Origin of the sequence: Nonomuraea jabiensis (assembly GCF_014204795.1) — a bacterium.
Taxonomy (GTDB): domain Bacteria; phylum Actinomycetota; class Actinomycetes; order Streptosporangiales; family Streptosporangiaceae; genus Nonomuraea; species Nonomuraea jabiensis.
Genome location: NZ_JACHMB010000001.1, coordinates 7,746,991 through 7,767,030, shown reverse-complemented (window position 1 = coordinate 7,767,030; position 20,040 = coordinate 7,746,991). Strand labels below are relative to the sequence as shown.

Annotated in this window: 18 protein-coding genes and 1 pseudogene; 12 read left to right on the top strand and 7 right to left on the bottom strand. The window is 72.0% G+C overall.

Features of this window, described 5'->3' with window-relative positions; all coding sequences use genetic code 11:
- Positions 1 to 154: 154 nt before the first annotated feature.
- Both HD596_RS62385 and HD596_RS35480 read right to left on the bottom strand, forming a co-directional pair.
- A complete protein-coding gene (locus HD596_RS62385; protein WP_185073827.1) occupies positions 155 to 1,783 on the bottom strand; it encodes an IS1634 family transposase in 1,629 nt (542 codons plus the stop codon).
- A gap of 65 nt (positions 1,784 to 1,848) precedes the next feature.
- Positions 1,849 to 2,691 carry a MurR/RpiR family transcriptional regulator gene (locus tag HD596_RS35480; RefSeq protein WP_246555072.1) on the bottom strand — a complete coding sequence of 281 codons (843 nt, stop codon included), beginning with the start codon at positions 2,689 to 2,691 and terminating at the stop codon, positions 1,849 to 1,851.
- Positions 2,692 to 2,845: 154 nt separating this feature from the next.
- On the opposite strand from HD596_RS35480, the gene HD596_RS35475 reads away from it, so the two are divergent.
- The 6 genes from HD596_RS35475 to HD596_RS35450 are packed head-to-tail and all read left to right on the top strand — an operon-like array spanning position 2,846 to position 9,019.
- Positions 2,846 to 3,979, top strand: a complete 1,134-nt coding sequence (locus HD596_RS35475) for a C45 family autoproteolytic acyltransferase/hydrolase (RefSeq protein WP_246555070.1) — start codon at positions 2,846 to 2,848, stop codon at positions 3,977 to 3,979.
- Positions 3,976 to 5,583, top strand: a complete 1,608-nt coding sequence (locus tag HD596_RS35470) for an ABC transporter substrate-binding protein (protein WP_185073821.1) — start codon at positions 3,976 to 3,978, stop codon at positions 5,581 to 5,583. The genes HD596_RS35475 and HD596_RS35470 overlap by 4 nt, the downstream gene beginning before the upstream one ends.
- 4 nt (positions 5,584 to 5,587) lie before the next feature.
- Complete coding sequence (locus HD596_RS35465) at positions 5,588 to 6,502, top strand: ABC transporter permease (protein WP_185073818.1); 915 nt, start codon at positions 5,588 to 5,590, stop codon at positions 6,500 to 6,502.
- The gene (locus HD596_RS35460; RefSeq protein WP_185073815.1) at positions 6,499 to 7,341 is read left to right on the top strand and encodes an ABC transporter permease; all 843 of its coding nucleotides are present in this window, start codon (positions 6,499 to 6,501) and stop codon (positions 7,339 to 7,341) included. The genes HD596_RS35465 and HD596_RS35460 overlap by 4 nt, the downstream gene beginning before the upstream one ends.
- Positions 7,341 to 8,282, top strand: coding sequence for an ABC transporter ATP-binding protein (locus HD596_RS35455; protein ID WP_185073813.1), 942 nt, complete (start codon positions 7,341 to 7,343; stop codon positions 8,280 to 8,282). Before HD596_RS35460 ends, HD596_RS35455 begins: the two co-directional genes overlap by 1 nt.
- Positions 8,282 to 9,019 carry an ABC transporter ATP-binding protein gene (locus tag HD596_RS35450; protein ID WP_185073812.1) on the top strand — a complete coding sequence of 246 codons (738 nt, stop codon included), beginning with the start codon at positions 8,282 to 8,284 and terminating at the stop codon, positions 9,017 to 9,019. The genes HD596_RS35455 and HD596_RS35450 overlap by 1 nt, the downstream gene beginning before the upstream one ends.
- A 43-nt stretch (positions 9,020 to 9,062) precedes the next feature.
- Here the strand turns inward: HD596_RS35450 and HD596_RS35445 are convergent, their stop codons facing one another.
- Complete coding sequence (locus tag HD596_RS35445; RefSeq protein ID WP_246555068.1) at positions 9,063 to 9,998, bottom strand: SDR family oxidoreductase; 936 nt, start codon at positions 9,996 to 9,998, stop codon at positions 9,063 to 9,065.
- A 60-nt stretch (positions 9,999 to 10,058) separates the two neighbouring features.
- Here HD596_RS35445 and HD596_RS35440 point away from each other — a divergent pair, with 60 nt between their 5' ends.
- The 3 genes from HD596_RS35440 (at position 10,059) to HD596_RS35430 (ending at position 12,173) form a co-directional block, all read left to right on the top strand.
- Positions 10,059 to 10,637 (top strand): TetR/AcrR family transcriptional regulator, encoded by a 579-nt coding sequence (locus HD596_RS35440; RefSeq protein ID WP_185073809.1) that lies wholly within the window; start codon positions 10,059 to 10,061, stop codon positions 10,635 to 10,637.
- A gap of 136 nt (positions 10,638 to 10,773) precedes the next feature.
- Positions 10,774 to 11,211, top strand: coding sequence for a MerR family transcriptional regulator (locus tag HD596_RS35435; protein ID WP_185073807.1), 438 nt, complete (start codon positions 10,774 to 10,776; stop codon positions 11,209 to 11,211).
- Positions 11,208 to 12,173, top strand: a complete 966-nt coding sequence (locus HD596_RS35430; protein WP_185073804.1) for an NAD-dependent epimerase/dehydratase family protein — start codon at positions 11,208 to 11,210, stop codon at positions 12,171 to 12,173. The genes HD596_RS35435 and HD596_RS35430 overlap by 4 nt, the downstream gene beginning before the upstream one ends.
- A gap of 78 nt (positions 12,174 to 12,251) precedes the next feature.
- Here HD596_RS35430 and HD596_RS35425 read toward each other — a convergent pair whose 3' ends face one another.
- From HD596_RS35425 to HD596_RS62375, 3 genes and pseudogenes are all read right to left on the bottom strand, one after another.
- Positions 12,252 to 13,265, bottom strand: coding sequence for a YceI family protein (locus HD596_RS35425; RefSeq protein ID WP_185073802.1), 1,014 nt, complete (start codon positions 13,263 to 13,265; stop codon positions 12,252 to 12,254).
- Between the two features lie 56 nt (positions 13,266 to 13,321).
- Positions 13,322 to 13,933, bottom strand: a complete 612-nt coding sequence (locus HD596_RS62380; protein WP_246557467.1) for a carboxypeptidase-like regulatory domain-containing protein — start codon at positions 13,931 to 13,933, stop codon at positions 13,322 to 13,324.
- 237 nt (positions 13,934 to 14,170) lie between these two features.
- Positions 14,171 to 15,646: pseudogene (locus HD596_RS62375) on the bottom strand (MFS transporter); the annotation flags it as partial.
- 163 nt (positions 15,647 to 15,809) lie between these two features.
- Here HD596_RS62375 and HD596_RS35415 point away from each other — a divergent pair.
- Complete coding sequence (locus HD596_RS35415) at positions 15,810 to 16,460, top strand: TetR/AcrR family transcriptional regulator (protein WP_185073799.1); 651 nt, start codon at positions 15,810 to 15,812, stop codon at positions 16,458 to 16,460.
- Positions 16,461 to 16,476: 16 nt separating this feature from the next.
- Here HD596_RS35415 and HD596_RS35410 read toward each other — a convergent pair whose 3' ends face one another.
- A complete protein-coding gene (locus HD596_RS35410; protein ID WP_185073797.1) occupies positions 16,477 to 17,634 on the bottom strand; it encodes an alkaline phosphatase PhoX in 1,158 nt (385 codons plus the stop codon).
- 178 nt (positions 17,635 to 17,812) lie between these two features.
- Between HD596_RS35410 and HD596_RS35405 the strand changes: the two genes are divergently transcribed.
- Positions 17,813 to 18,832 (top strand): hypothetical protein, encoded by a 1,020-nt coding sequence (locus tag HD596_RS35405; RefSeq protein ID WP_185073795.1) that lies wholly within the window; start codon positions 17,813 to 17,815, stop codon positions 18,830 to 18,832.
- Positions 18,833 to 18,993: 161 nt separating this feature from the next.
- Positions 18,994 to 20,034 (top strand): glycosyl hydrolase 53 family protein, encoded by a 1,041-nt coding sequence (locus tag HD596_RS35400; RefSeq protein ID WP_185073793.1) that lies wholly within the window; start codon positions 18,994 to 18,996, stop codon positions 20,032 to 20,034.
- Positions 20,035 to 20,040 lie beyond the last annotated feature (6 nt).

The following is a 20,040-nucleotide window of genomic DNA, read 5'->3' as shown; positions in this document are numbered from 1 at the left end:
GAGCTGCGCCCGCAGGCTGTGGCCAGCGGCGTCACGGGCCTGGTCGCCGCCGTCCTGGTCGTCGTGCTGCAGGCGTCTGGACGATGTTCCCCGCCTGGACGCTCCTCCTGGGCCTGCGGCTCCGCTAGCCCCGTTTTCCGCATGTGAGCGATCTTCAGCGGAGGTCTCGTGGATCGATGTCGAGGAGGTCCAGGAGATGGAGTTGAAGATCGGTGGGTTGCGGGATGGTCGGGGGTGACTGCCCGATGCCCGGGATCAGCCGGATGCCGGTCAGCGCGTCCAGGACGAGCTTGCCGGTGGGAACGGCGGGCCTGCCGGCGTACAACCCGTCGACCTTGGTCGCTCCGCGGGCGGCCAGTGCGAGGCGGACTTGGCGTTCGATCAGGCAGAAGATGAGCAGGGCCAGGCAGATGACGGTGATCAGCGCGTTGATGCGGCGGTTGTTCTTGAGGTACAGGTTGGTGACGGCCAGCGGGCCTTTGAACGCCTGGTAGCGGCGCTCGACGGCTTCCTGGCCTTTGTAGTGGCGCAGCACTTGTTCGGTATCGGCCTGACGTGGGTCGAGGTTGGTCAGCAAGGCGTACCAGCCGTCGGTGGCGGCTTCAGCGTCCAGGGCGTGGGCGTCGAAGTGCCAGGCGAGGGTGGGCTTGCCGGTGAGCCGGTCGGTGCCGGTCTCAGCGGTCAGGTAGGCGCTCACCCGGCGGGCGCGGCCGATCGCGGTGATCCGGTCGGTGACCGCCTGCTCGTCGGGATAGTGGCGGCTGCCCAGGCCGCGTTCCAGCCGGGCCAGATCTTCGCGAGCCCGCGCCAGCTTCTTGGCCCGGGCGCTGGCGGCCGCCTGGGCGCGGGCCGAGGAATGCACGAAGATGCGCCGCAGCCTCAGCACCGGGTCGTTCTTGCGCGGCCCGGCCAGCGTCATGGTGTCTTCGCGCACGTGCCAGACGCCGCGCCGGTCGGCGCTCTTGCCGGCGTCGCGGGCGGCGATGTAATCCACCGGCCGGGCCGTGGCCAGATCGAGGCCGGCCAGCGTCTGGGCGCTGACGAACATCTTGGAGGCGGGGGCGATGAAACCCACCTCATCGGCGATCATCGCGGCCAGGTTGGCGTAAGAGATCAGCTTGGAATCGCCGACCATGAGGACCTGCTGCGGGCCGGCCAGCCGTTGCAGGGCCTGCATAGCGCCGATGACCTGGGCCACTTCCCCTGCGGCGCCGTCGTAGGCACGGTGAAAGACCGGGATCGCGCCGTCGGAGCTGACGGCGATCCCGCTTTGGATCTGCTTCAGATCCGGCCGCCGGTCCTTGGGATGACCGAACCTGGGTCGTGCGAAGCCGGACTCGGCATCGTCGTAGTCGCCGTGCAGCGAGATCGAGGTCATGTCCCAGTGCAAGCGGGTCACGTCGATACCGAACGCCTCGATCGCGGCCAGCCCGACCGATCCGACGAGCTGATCCAGATGCGGGGCGATGGCATCCAGAGCACGCCCGATCCGGTCATCGTTCAGCAACTCGGGCTCGACGCCGAACGCCTCACCCACCGCCCACTGCCTGGCCCATGCCTGGACGTGCACCAGCGGAGCGGGCGAGGTCAGCCGGTTGGCCACCAGCACCTCGATCACCTGGCCATGAGTCAGCTCTGCGGTATCGCGTACGGGGCAGGCCGCATCCACCAGCTCCCGGATCCGCAGCCGGGAGCAGAACCCTGCCACCACCGGTAACGCTCCCAGTATCTTCTCGACACTGGCCCGACCCCACTCCGCACGCTGTCTCACCAGCCAGGTCATACCGCGACAACGATCACCACAGCAACCCAGCGATCTTCAAACAACCTCACATGCGGAAAACGGGGCTAGCGGAAGCGGGGACCGAGCAGCTGCTCGCGCAGAGCGTTGAGCTGGTGGGAATGCTCGACGGAGCGCGGCTCGTCGAGCGAGTCGAGCGCCAGCAGCAGCGCGTCGGCCACGAGGATGCCGGCCAGCGGCTCGCCGGTGATGCCCGTGGGGGTGTGCGGCGCGGCCAGCACCGCGTCGACGCGCTCGGCGAACTCGCCGCCGAGCTCGTCGGAGATCAGCACGATGCCCGCGCCCACCGCGTGCGCCCGCTCGATCAGCACGGTGATCTCCTTGAGCCGGCGGCCGGGCTGGAAGATGACGAGCACCTCGTCGTGGGCCAGCGAGAGCAGGTCGTCGGCGAGCGCGAAGCCGGTCGCCGAGGTGGCGCGGGCGCGGTGGCCGCGCCGGCCCAGCTTGAGCGCCAGGTGGCGGGCGGCCGGGTCGGAGGCGCCGGCGCCGTAGACGAGCACTCCTGGCGCGTTGACCAGCAGCTCCACGGCCTTCTTGTACGCCTCGGGGTCGAGCAGGCGGCGGCAGTGGTCGATCCGTTCGCGGGCCTCGTCGAAGACCCGCTCCCAGATGGCCGACAGGTCCTGGCCCACGTGGCCGATGCGCCGCTTGAGCCGGACGTCGGGCGCCACGGACGAGCTGAACTCGGCCGCCAGCGCCCGCTTGAGCCCGGGCAGGCCGCCGAAGCCCAGCCGCTGCATGGTGCGCACCACCGTGGCGTTGCTCGTGCCGGTCGCGCTGCCCAGCTCCTGGGCGCTGGCGAAGAGGATCTGCTCGGGCGAGGCCGAGACCAGATAGTGGCACACGGCCCGCTCGGCCGGTGACAGCTCTTCCCACAGCTGCCTGACCATGGCTCTGAGCTGCTCGATTGGGCTGTGTGTATTTTCCATTACGACTCTTGACTCCCGTGTAGCGCTCATTACTCTTTCTTTGGAAACGACCGCTACAGACTTGCCGTCCTTTGAAATGAACGTTACAGGACGCCGGCCGCTCCAAGGAGCACCATTGAGCCTCACATCCCTGCCTCTCGTCGAGATCTCCGGCGCCCCGCGCGAGCGTGGCCGCCAGTACGGCGAGCAGGCCCGCGACCACGTGCACCGCGCGCTGGCCTACTACGCGGAGGCGTTCGCGCACTCCAGCGGCCTGTCCTGGGAGCAGGTCGGAGCGCGTGCGGCCCGCTGGGTGGCGCCGAGCAAGGAGTTCGCGCCGGAGCTGGTCGAGGAGATGGAGGGCATCGCCGAGGGCGCGGGCGTCGGGTTCCTCGACGTCCTGGCGCTCAACGCCCGCGGCGAGATCATCTACGACACCACGTTCGGCTCCATGGAGCCCGACGGCTGCACGTCGTTCGCGCTGATGCCGGAGGCCTCCGGCGACGGCCACGTCTACGCCGGCCAGAACTGGGACTGGCGCCACGGCGTCTCCGACACGGTGATGGTGCTGAGGGTGGTGCAGCCCGGCCGGCCGACGGTCATCATGCACGTGGAGGCGGGGCAGGTCGGGCGGCAGGGGGCCAACTCGGCGGGCATCGCGCTCAACGCCAACGGGCTCGGCGGGCGCTTCGACGACACGGTGGGCGTGCCGCAGACGCTGATCAGGCGCAAGGTGCTCGACAGCGGCAACCTCAACTCCGCGCTGGAGGCGCTGACCAAGTCGCGGGCCCACATCGCCAGCAACGCGCTGGTCACCCATCGCGACGGGTTCGCCATCGACCTGGAGACCACCCCCGGCGCGATCGGCTGGATGTACCCGACCGACGGGCTGCTCGTGCACGGCAACCACTACCAGGCGTTCGTGCCGCCGCAGCTGGCCGCGACCTACCGGCCCGGCTCGGCCGACTCGCTGTTCCGGGTGCCCAGGGCCGAGGGCGGGCTGCGTACCGTGGCCGAGGCGTCCGGCACCGACGAGGCCCGCAAGCGCATCAGGCTCGCCATGTCCGACCACCTGGGCTACCCCGAGTCCCTCTGCACCCACCCCGACGAGACCCAGCCCGCCGTCAAACGGTGGGCGACCCTGCTGTCGAGCTGCGTCGACCTCACCACGGGCGACTACCTGATCGCGGCCGGCACGCCCTGCGACCACGAGTACGAGCGCGTGCCCTGGAACCTCTACGACGGACCGCATGGAGAAGTGACCCCGTGAAGAAGACATTCGCCCTCCTTGGGCTCGCCGCTCTCACCGCGGCCTGCGGCGGCCCGGCGGCCACCACCAAGGCGCCCGACCCGGCCACGCTCACGCTGGTCGACCGCACGCCGAAGGCGGCAGGCCCGCTCGACAGCGCCGTCTGGCTGCTCGGCCAGGAGCCCGGCACCCTCGACCTCGACCTCGACGGCGGCACCGACAACCGCACGGTCATGGCCAACGTCTGCGAGCGCCTCATGCAGACCCAGCCCGACATGACGGTCAAGCCGTGGCTGGCCGAGAAGGCCGACCAGCCCGACCCCAAGAAGATGGTCCTCACGCTGCGCCAGGACGCCACCTTCCACGACGGCGCGCCGGTCACCGCCGACGACGTCGTGTGGAGCCTCGAGCGGCACGCGGGTGAGGGCAAGGACGAGTCCGACGAGTTCGAGGACGTGCAGTCCGTCACCAAGACCGGCGACCACGAGGTCACGATCGCCTTCAAGCGGCCCAACGCGCTGTTCGTGCAGGCCCTCGCGGGCGGCGCGGGCATCGTGCTCAACAAGAAGGTCGTGGACGAGCTCGGCAAGGACTTCGGCACGCCCGGGCACGAGGACGCCTGCAGCGGGCCCTACCGGCTCAAGGAGTGGAAGTCCGGCAGCCAGCTCACGATCGAGCGCTATGACGCGTACTGGAACAAGGACGTCAAGCCGCTCACCAAGACCGTCACCTTCCAGTGGGCCGACGACACGGCGCTGGTCAACAGCCTGGTCACGGGGGCGGCGCAGGGGGCGTACCTGTCGGACACCGGGCCCGCGGTGGCGCTGCAGAGCAACCAGGCGGTGAGCGTGGCCTACGGCGCGACCACGCGCGTGTTCGTGCTGCTGCCGACCGACCGCGGCGTGATGAAGGACGCGCGGATCCGGCGGGCGCTGTCGCTGGCGGTCGACCGGGCGGGCATCGCCAAGTCCGGGTTCGCGGGGCTGGCCAGGCCGTGGAAGGTGCCGGTCGGGGCGGGGGCGTGGTCCTACCAGAAGGAGGCGTTCCAGGCGGCCTACGACCAGCTGTCCGGCGCGCCGGAGTCGCCGCAGCTGGAGGAGGCCAAGAAGCTCGTGCAGGAGGCCGGGTCGCCGAAGGAGCCGATCATCGTGGCGACCAACGGCGAGCAGGCCCGTACGGTGATCGCCAACGCGGTGGTCGACGCGGCGAAGAAGATCGGGCTGACCGCGCAGATCAAGACCGTCCCGGCCTCGGAGTTCGGCAGCTTCTACACCGACGAGTCGCTGCGCGCGCAGGTGGACCTGGTGCCCGACGACTGGTACATCACCAAGTCCGACCCGATCGGCTTCTACGACAACGGCCTGACCGGCTCGGCGAACAACTGGGTCAAGTTCAGCTCGCCCGAGTACGACGCGCTCGTCGCCAAGGCGCTCAGCGCCACCGACGACGCGGCCCGCGCCAAGGACGTCATCGAGCTGCAGCGCCGCTTCACCGCCGACATGGTGTGGATCTCGCTGGTCGAGGTGCCCAACGCGGTCGTGCTCGGCAGCAAGGTGACCGGTCCCCCGGCCTCGCAGGTGAACATGGGCTACCCGTGGGCGGCCGACCTCGGGGCCAAGGGCTGACCCCATGGTGCGCAAGCTGGCCGGGCTGCTCGTCACGCTGCTCGCCACCTCGTTCGTGATCTTCGGGGCGTCCTACGCGGCGCCCGGTGACCCGGTCACGTTCCTGGCGGGCGGCAAGGAGAATCTCACGCCCGAATACCTGGCCGCCGTCCGGGCCGAATACCACCTGGACGACCCGTTCCTGGTGCAGTACGCACGGTGGCTCGGCGACGCGGTGACCGGCGACCTCGGGCGTTCCACCCAGTACAACGACCAGGTCTTCGACCTGCTGCTGGCGCGGCTGCCGAGCACGCTCGGGCTGGTGGCGTACGCCGCGGTGCTGTTCGTGGTCTTCGGGGTCGCGCTCGGGGTGCTGGCCGCGGTGCGCGGCGGGCGCACCGACTCGGCGGTGGTGGCGGGCACGACGTTCGCCACCTCGGTGCCGCCCTTCGTGGTGGCCACGGCGCTGATCTCGCTGTTCGGCGTGCAGCTCGGCTGGTTCCCCGTCATGGGCGGCGGGTCGCTGTGGCACCTGACGCTGCCGGCCGTGACGCTGGCGCTCGGCGCGCTGGCCATCATCAGCCGGGTGACCCGGCAGTCCATGGTGGAGCAGCGCGAGCTCGACCACGTGACCGTGGCCCGCGCGTCCGGGCTGTCCGAGCGGCTGATCGTGGTCAGGCACGTGCTCAGGGGCGCGCTGGGGCCGATCGTGACCATGTGCGGGCTGGTCACGGCGGGCATGCTGGCGGGCACGGTGACCGTGGAGACCGCGTTCGGGCTCAACGGCGTCGGCTCGCTGCTGGTCAACGCGATCAACACGCACGACTTCCCGGTGACCCAGGCGGTGATGCTGCTCATGGTGGCCGCGTACATCCTCGTGACCACGCTCGTCGATCTCGCCCAGCCGCTGATCGACCCCAGGGTGCGGAGGCCCGCATGACCACGATGGTCGCCACTCTCTCGCCGAAGGCCGCCCGGCCGCTCGGCTACCGGCTGGCCGGCGCCTTCCTGGCGCTGGTCGTGGTGGCGGCGGTGTTCGCGCCGCTGGTGGCCCCGTACGAGCCGGACGCGGTCGACTTCGCCGCCACGCTCGCGCCGATGTCGCCCGGGCACCCGCTCGGCGCCGACCAGTCGGGCCGCGACCTGCTCACCAGGGTCCTGTACGGGGCCCGCACCTCCCTGATCGGCCCCCTGGCGCTGCTGGCCATCGCCTCCGTGCTCGGCGTCGCGCTCGGCACGCTGGCCGCCTGGCACCGCGGCTGGGTGGACGCCGTCGTGTCCAGGCTGACCGACGTCATGTACGCCTTCCCGGGGCTGCTGTTCGTGGTGCTGGTCGTCGCGGTGTTCGGCAACGGGATGACCACGGCGGTGGTCGCGCTCGGGCTGGCGTACACGCCGACGATCGCCCGCTACACCAGGAGCGTGGCGCTGGGCGAGTGCGGCAAACCGTACATCGACGCCTACCGGGTCCAGGGCATGGGCGGGTTCGCGATCTGCGTGCGGCACCTGGTGCCCAACATGGCGCGCTCGATCGTGGGCTACCTCGTCGTGCTGTTCGGCGAGGGGCTGATGAGCCTGGCCACGCTGAGCTTCCTCGGGTTCGGGGCGCAGCCGCCGTCGTCCGACTGGGGGCTCATGGTCAAGGAGGGACAACCGGCGATCGTGCAGGGCGCGTTCCTGCCGGTGCTGGTGCCGGGCGCGGCCATCGCGCTGGTGGTCGTGTCGTTCAACGTGATCGGCGTACGCCTGGCCGACCGCATGGGTGTGAGGGGGACCTGATGCTGCTCTCCGTGGAAGGGCTGACGATCTCGGCGGGCGGCCGGCGGCCGATCCTGCGCGAGGTGTCGCTGGCCGTCGGCAAGGGCGAGATCGTGGGCCTGGTCGGCGAGTCGGGGTCGGGCAAGTCCACGCTGGCCCGGGCGGTGCTGCGGCTGCTGCCCGCCGGGGCGTCCGCCTCCGGCAGGGTGCTGGTCTCGGGCGAGGACGTGCTCGCGATGGACCAGGGCCGGCTCAGGAGCCTGCGGGCCTCGCAGGTGTCGATGATCTACCAGGATCCGCGCTCCTCGCTCAACCCGGTCCGCCGCGTCGGCGACTTCCTGACCGAGCGCATGGTGCACACGCTGGGCCGCTCCAAGGCCGAGGCCCGCGCCCGGGCGGTGGAGCTGCTGGCCGCCGTCGGCCTGCGCGATCCCGAGCTGCGCCTGCGGCAGTACCCGCACGAGCTGTCCGGCGGCATGCTGCAACGGGTGGTCGTCGCCGCCGCGCTGGCCGCCGACCCGGCGCTGCTGCTGGCCGACGAGGCGACGAGCGCGCTCGACGTCACCACCCAGGCCGAGACGCTCGCCCTGCTGCGCGAGGTCCAGGCGGAGCGGGAGCTCGGCATGCTGTTCATCACCCACGACCTGCACCTCGCGGCGTCCTTCTGCGACCGGGTGCACGTGCTGTACGCGGGCACGGTGGTCGAGTCGCGGCCGGCCAAGGAGCTGTTCGAGGATCCCCGGCATCCCTACACGGCCGGGTTGCTGGCCTGCACGCCGGAGCTGGACGATCCCCGTCCCCTGCGGCCCATCCCCGGGCGCCCGCCCTCGCTGGACGACACGTTCGCCGGCTGCCCGTTCGCGCCGCGGTGCCCGCGGGCCGAGGACGCCTGCGAGGAGTGGTCGCCGCGACCCGTGACCGTGTCCGGCGGCTCGGCCGCCTGCCGTCTGGTGGAGGCGTGATGCTCGGCGTACACGATCTGTGCAAGTCCTTCCACGGCTCGGTGGCCGCCGACCGGGTGTCCTTCGAGCTGCCGCCGGGCGGCTCGCTGGGCCTGGTCGGGGAGTCCGGGTCGGGGAAGACGACGATCGCGCGCATGCTCGTCGGGCTCGTCACCCCCGACTCCGGCACGATCACCGTGGACGGGCGGGTGCGCTCGGCCAAGGAGCGCGGCCGGGCGGCCCGGCTCCGGCGGGCCCGCGAGATCCAGATGGTGTTCCAGGACCCGTACCTGTCGCTGGACCCGCGGCTGACCGCCGCCGAATGCCTTCAGGTGGCGCTCAGGCTGCACGGCGGGGACCGCTCGCGCGTCCCCGAACTGCTCGACCAGGTCGGGCTGGGCACCCGCGAGGCGGGGGCCCGGCCGCACCAGCTCAGCGGCGGGCAGCGGCAGCGCCTGGCCATCGCCAGGGCGCTGGCCGTGGGGCCGTCGGTCCTCGTGCTCGACGAGGCGGTGGCCGCCCTGGACGTCTCCATCCAGGCGCAGATCCTCGAACTGCTCGACCGGGTGCGCGCCGAGTCCGGTGTCGCGCTGCTGTTCGTCAGCCACGACCTGGCCGTCGTGCGGCACCTGTGCGAGGACACGCTGGTGCTGCACCGGGGGGTGGTCGTCGAGCGGGGGCCCGTCGCGCGGGTGCTGGCCGAGCCCGAGCACCCCTACACCCGGGTGCTGCTCGACTCCGTGCCCAGGGCCCGCTAGGCCGCCCGCCTGCCCCGCGGCACCGTCCGTGATCGTGATCGGTTCAGGGTTGGTCGTAGTGGCCCGCGGCGATGTCCTCCAGGAGGGTGGGGCCGGTGGGCCGCCAGCCGAGCAGCTCGCGCGTGATCGTGCTCGTGGTGGGGAAGTCGGCGGCCAGCAACCCGCCGATGAACGGGATCTCGTCGGCGATCTGCTCCGCCGGGGCGGGCTTCACCGGCACGCCGAGGCGGTCGGCGAGCGCTTCGGCGATCCGCCGGACGGGCACGCCCTCTTCGGCGGCGGCGTGCAGGATCGTGCCGGCGGGGGCCTTCTCGAGCCCGAGCCGGACCAGGCGCGCGGCGTCGGAGCGGTGGACGGCGGGCCAGCGGTTCTGCCCCTCGCCGGGGTAGACGGAGACCCCGCGCCGTCGGGCGGCTTGGGCGATGATGGAGATGAAGCCGTGGTCGCCTTCGCCGTGGACGGTCGGGGCGAAGCGGGCGGAAATCACCCGTACGCCACGGTCGGCGTAGGTGAGCGCCAGGTTCTCGGCACCGCCGCGCGGCGAGTCCGGGCCGACGGCGGGGTTGGGGTCCCGCTCCGTCGACGGGCGTCCGAGCCCGGGCAGAGCGAGGCCGGCCGCGAGCACGAACGGCCGATCGGACCCGGCGAGCGTGTCGCTGATGGTCTGGACGGCGGCCCGCTCGGCGCGGTTGGAGATCTCGGGGTGGGCGAAGTCGTGCTTGTTCGCCAGGTGGACGACGCCGTCGGCCGCGTTCGCGCCCTGGCGGATCTGGTCGAGGTCGTCGAGGTCGCCGCGGTGGACGTCCGCCCCGAGGTCCTTGATGACCGAGGCCGACGCCTCGGAACGGGCCAGGCCGGTCACCTGGTGACCGGCGGCGACGAGCTCGGCCACGACGGCGCGGCCGATGAATCCGGATGCTCCGGTGACGAAGACGTGCATGGTGGGCTCGCTTCCCATAGTGATGTCAGGGACTGACATCGTCAGCATAGCCATGATGTCAGGCTCTGTCATCACCTCGATTCCGGCTACGATCCGGACATGGCACGTTGGGCACCTGGAGCGTCGGATCGTCTGCAGCGGGCGGCGATGGAGCTGTTCGCCGAGGACGGCTACGAGGCGACGACCGTGGCCGGGATCGCCGGGCGGGCCGGGGTGACCGAGCGGACGTTCTTCCGGCATTTCGCGGACAAGCGCGAGGTGCTGTTCGCCGGCGGGGAGCAGCTCGAAGCCGCCTTCGTGGGCGCGATCGCCGACGCCCCGGGGGGCACGTCCATGGCCGGCCTGCTCGCCGCGGCGCTCGATGCCGGGGGCCGGGTCCTGCAGGACGGACGGGGCCGGGACTTCTCCCGCATGCGGAACGGGATCATCACGGCGAACGAGCAGTTGCGGGAGCGCGAGCTGCTCAAGCTGGCGAAGCTCTCTCACGCCGTGACCGCCGCGCTCGTCGCCCGCGGCGTCCCCCAGGTGACCGCTTCCCTGGCCGGCGAGCTGGGCGTTCTGGTGTTCAAAACGGCCTTCGCCCGGTGGATCGCCCCCGGCGAGACCCGCGATCTGCTCGAACTGCAACGCGAAGGTCTCGCGGCCATCAGCGACCTGACCCGCGCCGAGACGGTGTGACCCGACGTTGACGCTGTCGCGCCCCGCTCAGTGCGCCGGGCTCGCCGGGCGACGACGGGCCCTCCGGAACGTTCCCCCACCGGGACGTGGGCCCCGCGCTTGACCTCAAGCGCTTGAGGTGTGTTTCGCTGGCCGCATGGCAGTTCTGACCATCCATGAGGTGTCCCGGCGCAGCGGGCTGAGCGAGCCGACCCTGCGCTACTACGAGGGGGTCGGGCTGGTCGGCCCGATCGACCGTGACGAGAACAGCGGGCACAGGCGTTACCGCGACGAGGACCTTCACGTGATCGAGGCGCTGGCCTGCCTTCGCGCGGTCGGCGTGAGCATCGAGGACATGCGTACCTACCTGGCGAACCGCACCCGCGGGCGGGTGGCGGCGGCCGAACAGCGCGATCTGCTGCTGCGCCACGCGGAGCGCATCGAGGCCGAGATCGTCGCCCAGCAGGCCCGGCTGGCCTATCTGCGGGAGAAGGCGGCGCTGTGGGACGCCCGCGAGCGCGGCGACACGACCGCGGAGTCGGAGGCGACGCGGCGTTCCATCGAGGCGGCCGGTCGCTTGGGGGTGCTGTCATGAGCCGGGTCCTGGTCACCGGCGGGGCCGGCTACGTGGGGACGCACCTGGTCGCCGCGCTGCTGCGGGCCGGGAGACCGGTGCGCGCCACGGTGCGCTCGACGGCGCAGGAGGCCGGGCTGCGTGCGGCGGTGCGCCGCGGCGACGCCGACGACGCCGGCCTGGAGATCGTCGCCGCCGACCTGATGGCCGACGACGGCTGGGCCGCCGCGGTGGCCGGGTGCGAGGAGGTTCATCATGTCGCCTCCCCCATCCCGGTCACCCAGCCCGAGAACCCCGACGAGCTGATCGTCCCCGCCCGCGAGGGCACGTTGCGGGTGCTGCGTGCCGCACGCGACGCGGGCGCCCGGCGCGTCGTGCTGACCTCGTCCTTCGCCGCGGTCGGGTACACGCCCAAGCCGGGCGCCGAGTTCACCGAAGACGACTGGACCGATCCCGACACGCCGGGCCTGGCGCCGTACCCGCGGTCCAAGACGATCGCCGAGCGGGCCGCCTGGGCCCTGATGGAACGCGACGGCGGCGACACCGAACTCGTCGTGGTCAACCCGACGGCCATCCTCGGACCCACCCTCACGACCGACCTGCGCTCCTCGACGCAGCTGATCAAGGCGATGCTCGACGGGACGATGAGCCTCGCGCCCCGCCGGCGCTTCGGCGTCGTGGACGTACGCGACGTGGCCGACCTGCACCTTCGCGCCATGGCGGAGCCCAAAGCCGCAGGCAGGCGCTTCCTGGCCGTCGCCGACGGCCCGGCGCTGAGCTTCCTGGAGGTGGCCCGGATCCTGCGCCGGCGGCTCGGCCCGGCCGGCGCACGCGTACCCACGCAGGAGGTGCCGGGCGAGGACCCGCCACGGCCGATCATCCACAACGACCGGGCCCGCGACGAGCTCGGCTGGCGCCCGCGGCCCGTCGAGACGACGATCGTGCAGACGGCGCAGAGCCTGCTCGACCTCCGCCTGGTATAGGCCCCTTGGGCAGCAGTTCACTCGGCTCCCACAGCCGCCGGACGGGACTGCCCGGCGGCAGGGTCCGGACACTCCCGTCTAGGGCACGGACGCCCCCTGCACGGCCTGGATGTCCAGCTCCACCTTCAGCGTCGAGCCGATGAGGTTGACCCCGGCCCGCACGACCTGGTTGTACGTCATCGCGAAGTCCTCGCGGCGCAGCTCCGTCCCGGCCCGGAACGCCGCCCGCAGGCCGCCCCACGGGTCGGGGCCGGTCCCGAGGTAGGCCAGGTCGAGGTCGACAGGCCGCTGCACCCCGGCGAGCGTCAGCGTCCCGTGCACGATCCACCGGTCGGGGCCCGCGGGGGTGAGCCCGCTGCTGCGGTAGGAGATCATCCGGTACGCGTCGGCGTTCAGGAAGTCGCCCGAGCGGAGATGGTCGTCGCGGGTGCCGTTCCCCGTGTCGATCGAGGCGGCCACGATGTCGGCGGCCACCGACGAGGTCTCCGGGTCCGTGCCGACCTCGATCCGCCCGGCGAACTGGGTGAACCGTCCCCGTACGGTGCTGAGCCCCAGATGCTGGGCGGTCGCCGCGATCGTGCAGTGGGCCGGGTCGAGCGTCCAGATCCCGGGCGGGGGAAGGTCGACGCCGCCCTGCCGGGCCAGCACCACCGTGCCCAGCTCGGCGGTGCCGGACCCGGTCGCGATGGCCGTCATCGCGGCCGGCGTGTATCCGGCCGCGGTGGCGACGGCCGTGTAGACGCCGGGCGCCAGCGGGCCGGTCGACACGACGCCCTCGGCGTCGGCCTCGGCCCGCGCGACCTGCTGCCCCGTCAGGTCGGTCACCGTGACGATCGCGTGCTGCACGGCCCACCCGTCCTTGGTGCGGATCAGGGCGTGCAGGCCCCGGCGGCCGGCCTGGGCGCTCTGCCGGTCCGCGGCGCTCTGCCGGTCCGGGATGCTCTGCCGGTCCGGGGCGCTCCGCCGGTCCGCGGTGCTCTGCCGATCCGCGGTGCTCTGCCGATCCGCGGTGCTCTGCCGGTCCGGGATGCTCTGCCGGTCCGGCCGGCTCGCCGTGGCGCTCCGCCCGGCCGGCTCTTGGCTGGTGTACATGGTGCTCCTGCTCTCCCCGCTCGTCCGTTCGGAGCGGTCGTCGCGGTGTCGGGTGTTCAGTCGGCGTGGACCAGCCACAGGTCGCGGTCGTCGTCGTCGCGGCCGTTGATGCTCACGGTGTCGGCCACGGGCGGGTATCCGGTGGCGATGAGCGTGTACTGGCCGCCGGTCAGGTCGGCGAAGGCGTACGCGCCGTCCTCGCCGGTCGTCGTGGTGCCGACCACGTTCCCGGCCGCGTCCAGCAGCGTCACCCGCGCGTCGTTCAGCGGGCCGCCGTCGCCCGCCCGTACGGTGCCGCGGATCCGGGCGCCGGGCCGCAGCTCGACGTCCTGCCTGGTGTGGCCGGCGCCGGCGACCTCGACCGGGACGGCGGCCGGGCGGAAGGAGTCCGCGCTGACCGCGAGCGTGTAGCCGCCCGAGGTCACGCCGGACAGGCTGTAGGAGCCCTCCGCGTCGGTCGTGCCCGTGGTGACGACCTCGCCGCGGACGTCGGTCAGCACGACGACCGCCCCGGGCACCGGCTTGCCCTCCAGGTCACGTACCAGGCCGGTCAGCTTGTTCGAGCCGGTGAGGATCAGGTTGAAGTCGACGGGACGATCGCCGACGACGAGGGTGGCCACCTGCGGTTCGCGTTCGGCGGCCGACGCGATCAGGACGTAGGTGCCCATGCCGGGCGTCCAGATGGCGTACCCGCCGTCGGCCAGGGTCACGGCCCGGGAGAGCTGCCGGCCCCGCGAGTCGATCAGCGTCAGCGTGGCGTGGCCGACCGCGTGGCCGTCGTCGCCGCTGACGATGCCGCGGATCTCGACGCCGCCGTCCGGCGTGTCCGTCCAGGCGGCCGGCGCGTACGCGGGCTCGCCCTCGTGTGCGGGCACGCGGGCGGACACAGGGGCGGGCACGTGGGCGGGCACGCGCGCGGGCTCGTGGGCGGAAGGCGCCGGGGCGGCGGCGCGCGCCGTGGCGGGGGCGGCGGCGCTCCGGCGCGGGAGGAAGGCGGCCAGGACGAACGCGAGGAGGGCGGCGCCGGCGCCGATGCCCATGACGACGCGGAAGCCGTCCTCGGAGGGGAGGGCGACGGGACCGAACGTGGTGGTCATCTCGGCCAGGACGACGCCCGCCACGGCGCTGGAGACGGAGGTGCCGACGGCGCGCATGAGGGTGTTGAGGCTGTTGGCGGCGGCCGTCTCGGACACCGGCACGGCCCCCATGACGAGGGCGGGCATGGAGGCGTAGGCGAATCCGATGCCGGCCCCGATGATGCACGAGACCAGGACGAGGTGCCAGATCTCGGACATCAGCCCGATGTTGAGAGCGTAACCGGCGGCGACGATGACGGCGCCGATCATGAGGGTGACCTTGGGCCCCTTGGCCGCGGACAGGCGGGCCGACAGCGGCGCCAGCACCATCATCACCAGGCCGGACGGCGCCATCACCAGGCCCACCGCCAGCATCGACTGGCCCAGCCCGTAGCCGGTGGCCTCGGGCAGCTGCAGCAGCTGCGGCAGCACCAGGGACATGGCGAACATCGAGAAGCCCATCATGGTGGAGGCGAGGTTGGTGAACAGCACCTGGCGCCGCGCGGTGGTGCGCAGGTCCACCATCGGCTCCCGGGTGCTCAGCTCCCACCAGCCCCACAGCAGCAGCACCACGACCGCCGCGGCGAACAGGCCGATCGTGAGCGGGTCGCCCCAGCCCCAGCTGGCGCCCTTGGAGATCGCCAGGAGCAGGCACACCAGCGCGGCCGACAGCCCGACGGCGCCGATCAGGTCGAAGCGCCCGCCGCTGCGCACCGCGGACTCGGGCACGAGGGCCAGCACCACGACCAGGGCCACGGCGCCGAGCCCGGCCGCGGTCCAGAACAGCGCGTGCCAGTCGGCGTTCTCGGCGATGAGGGCGGCGGCGGGCAGGCCCAGGGCGCCGCCCACGCCGAGCGAGGCGCTCATGAGCGCGGTCGCGGAGCCGAGCCGGTCGGCGGGCAGCTCGTCGCGCATGATGCTGATGCCGAGCGGGATCACGCCGGAGGCCAGGCCCTGCAGGGCCCGCCCGACGACCATGGGCGTCAGGGAGTCGCTGAGGGCGCACACGACCGACCCGGCGACCAGCAGGACCAGGCTGAGCAGGAGCATGCGCCGCTTGCCGAACATGTCGCCCAGCCGTCCCACCACGGGTGTGGCGACCGCGCTGGCGAGCAGCGTGGCGGTGATCGCCCAGGTGGTGTCGGACGCCGGGGCTCCCAGGAGCTTGGGCAGCTCGGGAACCAGCGGGATCACCAGGGTCTGCATCAACGACACCACGATGCCGGAGAAGGCGAGCACCACCACGAAGGTGCTCGACCGCGGGGGGTCGGCCGCGTGGGCGCGGCGGGCGGGGATGTTGGCCATGCGAGGTCTCCGTTGCGAGGTTGAGGGAAGCAAACGACGAGGTATTAGTAAATCAGTCGCTTGACTTAAGGCTAACAGCGTCGATTTACTGAGCACAACCGACGGTCAGGTCCCCGAAGGAGGCCCTCGTGAGCAGGCGTGACGTTCCGGTACGGTGGTGCCGATGACCGGCAAGACCGTACGCGCCGAGCGCGCCGGAGTGACCCGCGAGCGGATTCTCGCGGCGGCGGAGCAGCTGTTCGCCGAGCACGGCGTGCTCGCCGTCTCCAACCGCCAGGTCAGCGAGGCCGCCGGGCAGGGCAACAACGCCGCCGTCGGCTACCACTTCGGCACCAAGACCCATCTCGTACGCGCGATCGCCCGCAAACACGCCGAGCCGATCGAGCGGATCCGCGAGCGGATGGTGGCCGAGCTCGGCGACTCCGCCGACGTGCGCGACTGGGTCGCCTGCATGGTGCGCCCGGTCACCGAGCATCTGGCGGACCTCGGCTCCCCCACCTGGTACGCCCGCTTCGTCGCCCAGGTGGTGACCGACCCCGCGCTCCGCGCGATCATAGGTGACGAGACCCGCTCCTCCCCCTCGCTGCGGCAGACCGTCGAGGGGTTCAACCGGTGCCTGCCCGAGCTGCCCGCCGAGGTGCGGGCCGAGCGCGGCGACATGGCCCGCCAGCTGATCGTGCTCACGTGCGCCGACCGCGAGCGCGCGCTCGCCGAAGGCGCCCCCACACCCCGGGCCACCTGGCACGACGCCGCGACCGGGCTGATCGACGCGCTCGTCGGGATGTGGCTGGCGCCCGTCACGCGCGAGCCGTGACGGGCGCCCTTGCGACTCAGGTCCGGAACGGGCCGGTCACGCAGTAGGTGATGCCGCCGGACGACGACCCCGAGGTGCCGCGCTGGGAGGAGAAGTACAGCCGGTTGCCCGCGGGGTTGAAGGCCGGGCCGGTGATCTCCGACGAGCTCTGGCCGTTGATCCGCAGGAACGCGGAGATCTTGTCGTCGGGAGTGATCAGGCAGATCTCCATGTTGCCGCCGTCCTCGGCCACGTACAGGTCGCCGTAGGTGGAGCCGGTGACGTTGTCGACGCCGGTGAGCGGCGCGGTGCCGGGGCTGACGAGGCTGTCGTCATAGGCCAGTTCGTAGGTGTTGGTGGTCAGGTTGATCTGCCACACCCGGTTGTCGCCCTTCGTGGTGAACCAGACCGTGTCGTCGGCGTAGTGGCAGCCCTCGCCGCCGTTGAACGACTTGGAGCCGGACACCTGGCTGCGCGTCGCGGTCGGCGAGCCGTCCGGGTCCGGGACGTTCGCCCAGGTGAACGAGCCCGACGTGGCGGATCCCGCCACCAGCACCTGGAGGGTGCCGGAGGACAGGTCGCCCCACGTCGTGGGGACGAACCGGTAGAACCGCCCGTTGGTCTCGTCCTCGGTGAGGTAGATCACCTTCCGTACGGGGTCGGCGGCGGCGGCCTCGTGCTTGAAGCGGCCCATCGCGGGGCGCTGCACGGCGGTGCCGCCGAACGGGTAGGTCTCGTAGACGAAGCCCAGGCTGACCTCCTCGCAGGAAAGCCACGTGTTCCAGGGCGTCTTCCCGCCCGCGCAGTTCTGCCGGGTGCCGGACAGGATCCGGTTGGCCGAGGTGACGGCTCCGCTGGAGTCGAAGCGGATGGCCGAGGCGCCGCCGCCGGGGTTGATCTCGGAGTTGGAGACGTAGATCCAGCCGCTGCCGTCGGCGAAGCAGGCGCCTCCGTCAGGGGCGTTGTGCCAGGTGTAGGACGTGCCCGGGACGGACTGGCCGGATCGGGCGATCACCTGGCTGGTGAAGCCGGCCGGCAGCTGGATGCCGTTGGCGTCGGCGGCCTGCAGCGGGCCGTAGGGACCGGGGGCGTTCTGCGCCGGTGCGGCCAGGGCGGCGCCCTGCCACAGACTGCCGGAGAAGGCGACGGTGCTCGCACCGAGCACCGTCGCGCGCAGGAAATTGCGGCGTTCCATCGACGAACCTCCTTGAGGGGTGCGGCCTCGCCGACAGTATGTCGATCAGACCGACATCTGCCCGTCAGAGAAGTTAACGGGAACAGTGCGCTGGATCACATTCCCGTGCCGGGCGTGGCGCCGCGCCCGGCGATGGTCTGAACTGGGGTGGGGACAGCCGTACGACAGAGGAAGGCCGATGACCGCCGGCGGGGTCGACATCATCGAGCAGGGCCCGCGCGGGCCTCGCCGGGCGGGGATCGCGGTGCTGGTCGCTCTCGCGGCCGTGCCGTTCATCGTGATTCTCGCGAGCCGCGACACGAGCCGCCCCGCGCCGGAGCCGCCGGTGCCCGTGCGCGAGATGATCACTGTGAGACCGAACGCCGTCTATCCGGCGGCGAGCGGGACGGGCGGGACCAGGACGATGCGGGTGACGTTCCCTGACGGGTCGCGGGCGGAGCTGACCTATCCGGCCGGTCTCAACCTGGCCTCGCTGGGTGCCCGGCCGTACGCCAGCGGCACCCTCACCGGCGACGGGACGTCCGAGGGACCCCGCTTTCCCACCGGCACCGGCACCGGCACCGGCGCTGGCGAGGGCGCTGGCGGGGACGCCGGCGGGGACGGGGACGCCGGCGGGAACGGGGACGGGAACGGGGACGGGGACAGAGACTCTGGCGGGGGCGGGGAGTTCCGCTCCCTGACCGCGCCGCTGTACGGCGAGGCCGAGACCGCCGCCGGGCGGCCGATGATCCGTCACCTCACGGGCGACGTCACGCTCTGGCCCGGGCCGCTCGGGGTGGACACCGCCGGGCCGGTCCTGCTCTTCGCGTTCGGCGACTGGCGGATCGCGCTGCAGGACGAGCGGGCCGGGATGACCTTCGAGCAGCGGCTGGCCTGGGCGCGGAACCTGCGCGGCACGCTCACCCCCGGCGGCTTCCTCACCCTGTCGGCCGGCGGGCCGCTGCGCCTGTCGCGCCCCGGCGAGATCCGCGACGGCGTGCTCGTCGGACCGCAACTGTGGCTCGGCGGACTGAGCCGCCGCATGCTGGTGCTGGCCCCGGTCCCCGCCTGCGAACGGCAGCGCCGGGCGTCGGTCGCCCTCGACCCGCGCCACACCATCTCGGGCACCGCCTGCCGCGCGGGCTTCTACCTGGCCGCCTCCGGCGACGAGAGCTTCGTGCGCAGCGCGCTCCGGGACGTCCGCGTCCGGGCCCTGTGAGCGCGTAAACGCTTCCACACCGCATGAAATTTTCACCGGCCATCCCCCGGCCCAGCAGGCCCATCTCCCGGCTTCCACCACGTCCCTCACAGCCGACCTTGACGCTGCCAGACCCCCTTCCTACGGTTAAACCGTTTTAACCACAGGAAGGGAGCCCGGTCATGGCAGACATGCGCACGTCCGTACCGGCCGAGCTGAGCAGGCGCGCGGTCCTCCTCGGCGCCGGCGCGCTCGCGCTGGGCGCAGGAACGGGCACGGGAACGCCGCAGGCTCAAGCGGCGACCTTCGTCAAGGGCGCCGACATCAGCTGGATGCCGCAGATGGAGGCGCAGGGCCGGATCTGGCGCAACGGCGCCGGGACCGCCCAGGACCTGTTCACCATCCTCAAGGGGTACGGCATCACCGCGATCCGCCTGCGGACCTGGGTCAACCCCTCCAGCGACCCGGTACACGGCCACTGCGCCATCGAGGAGACGGCCGCGATGGCCGTACGCTGCAAGAACGCGGGACTGTCCGTGCTCGTCGACTATCACTTCGGCGACACCTGGAACTCGGTCGGCGTGCAGAACCCGCCCGCCGCCTGGGCCTCGATGAGCTACAGCCAGATGCTGGACGCGATGTACGACTACGTCTTCCACACCATGAACGTGCTCAAGTACAACAACGTCACGCCCGCATGGGTGCAGATCGGCAACGAGACCAACTCCGGCATCTGCAAACCGGTCGGGAGCATCAGCCGGCCCGCCCAGATGACCGGCCTGCTCAACGCCGCCTACGACATGGTCAAGCACGTCTTCCCGGCCACGCCCGTACTGGTGCACCTGGCCCAGCCGCAGAACCTCGGCAGCGTCCAGAACTTCCTCAACGCCTACCGGGACAACGGCGGCCGGTGGGACATCACCGGCCTGTCCTCCTACGCCCAGGGCGGCAACGTGGCCCCGGTGCTGGACAACATGCACACCATCCAGAGCACGTACGGCAGACCGGTCATGCACGTCGAGTACGGCGGGCCGCTGAACAAGCCCACCCAGGTACGCGACTCCCTCCGGGCCTTCGTCACCGGCCTGAAGAGCTTCGGCGGCCTCGGCACGTTCTACTGGGAGCCCGAGGTCTACTCACCGTTCGCGACCTACGGCAGCGGGGCGTGGGACCCCGCCACCCTGCGGCCCACCGCCGCCATGGACGGGTTCCTCAACGTCTGACCCGGC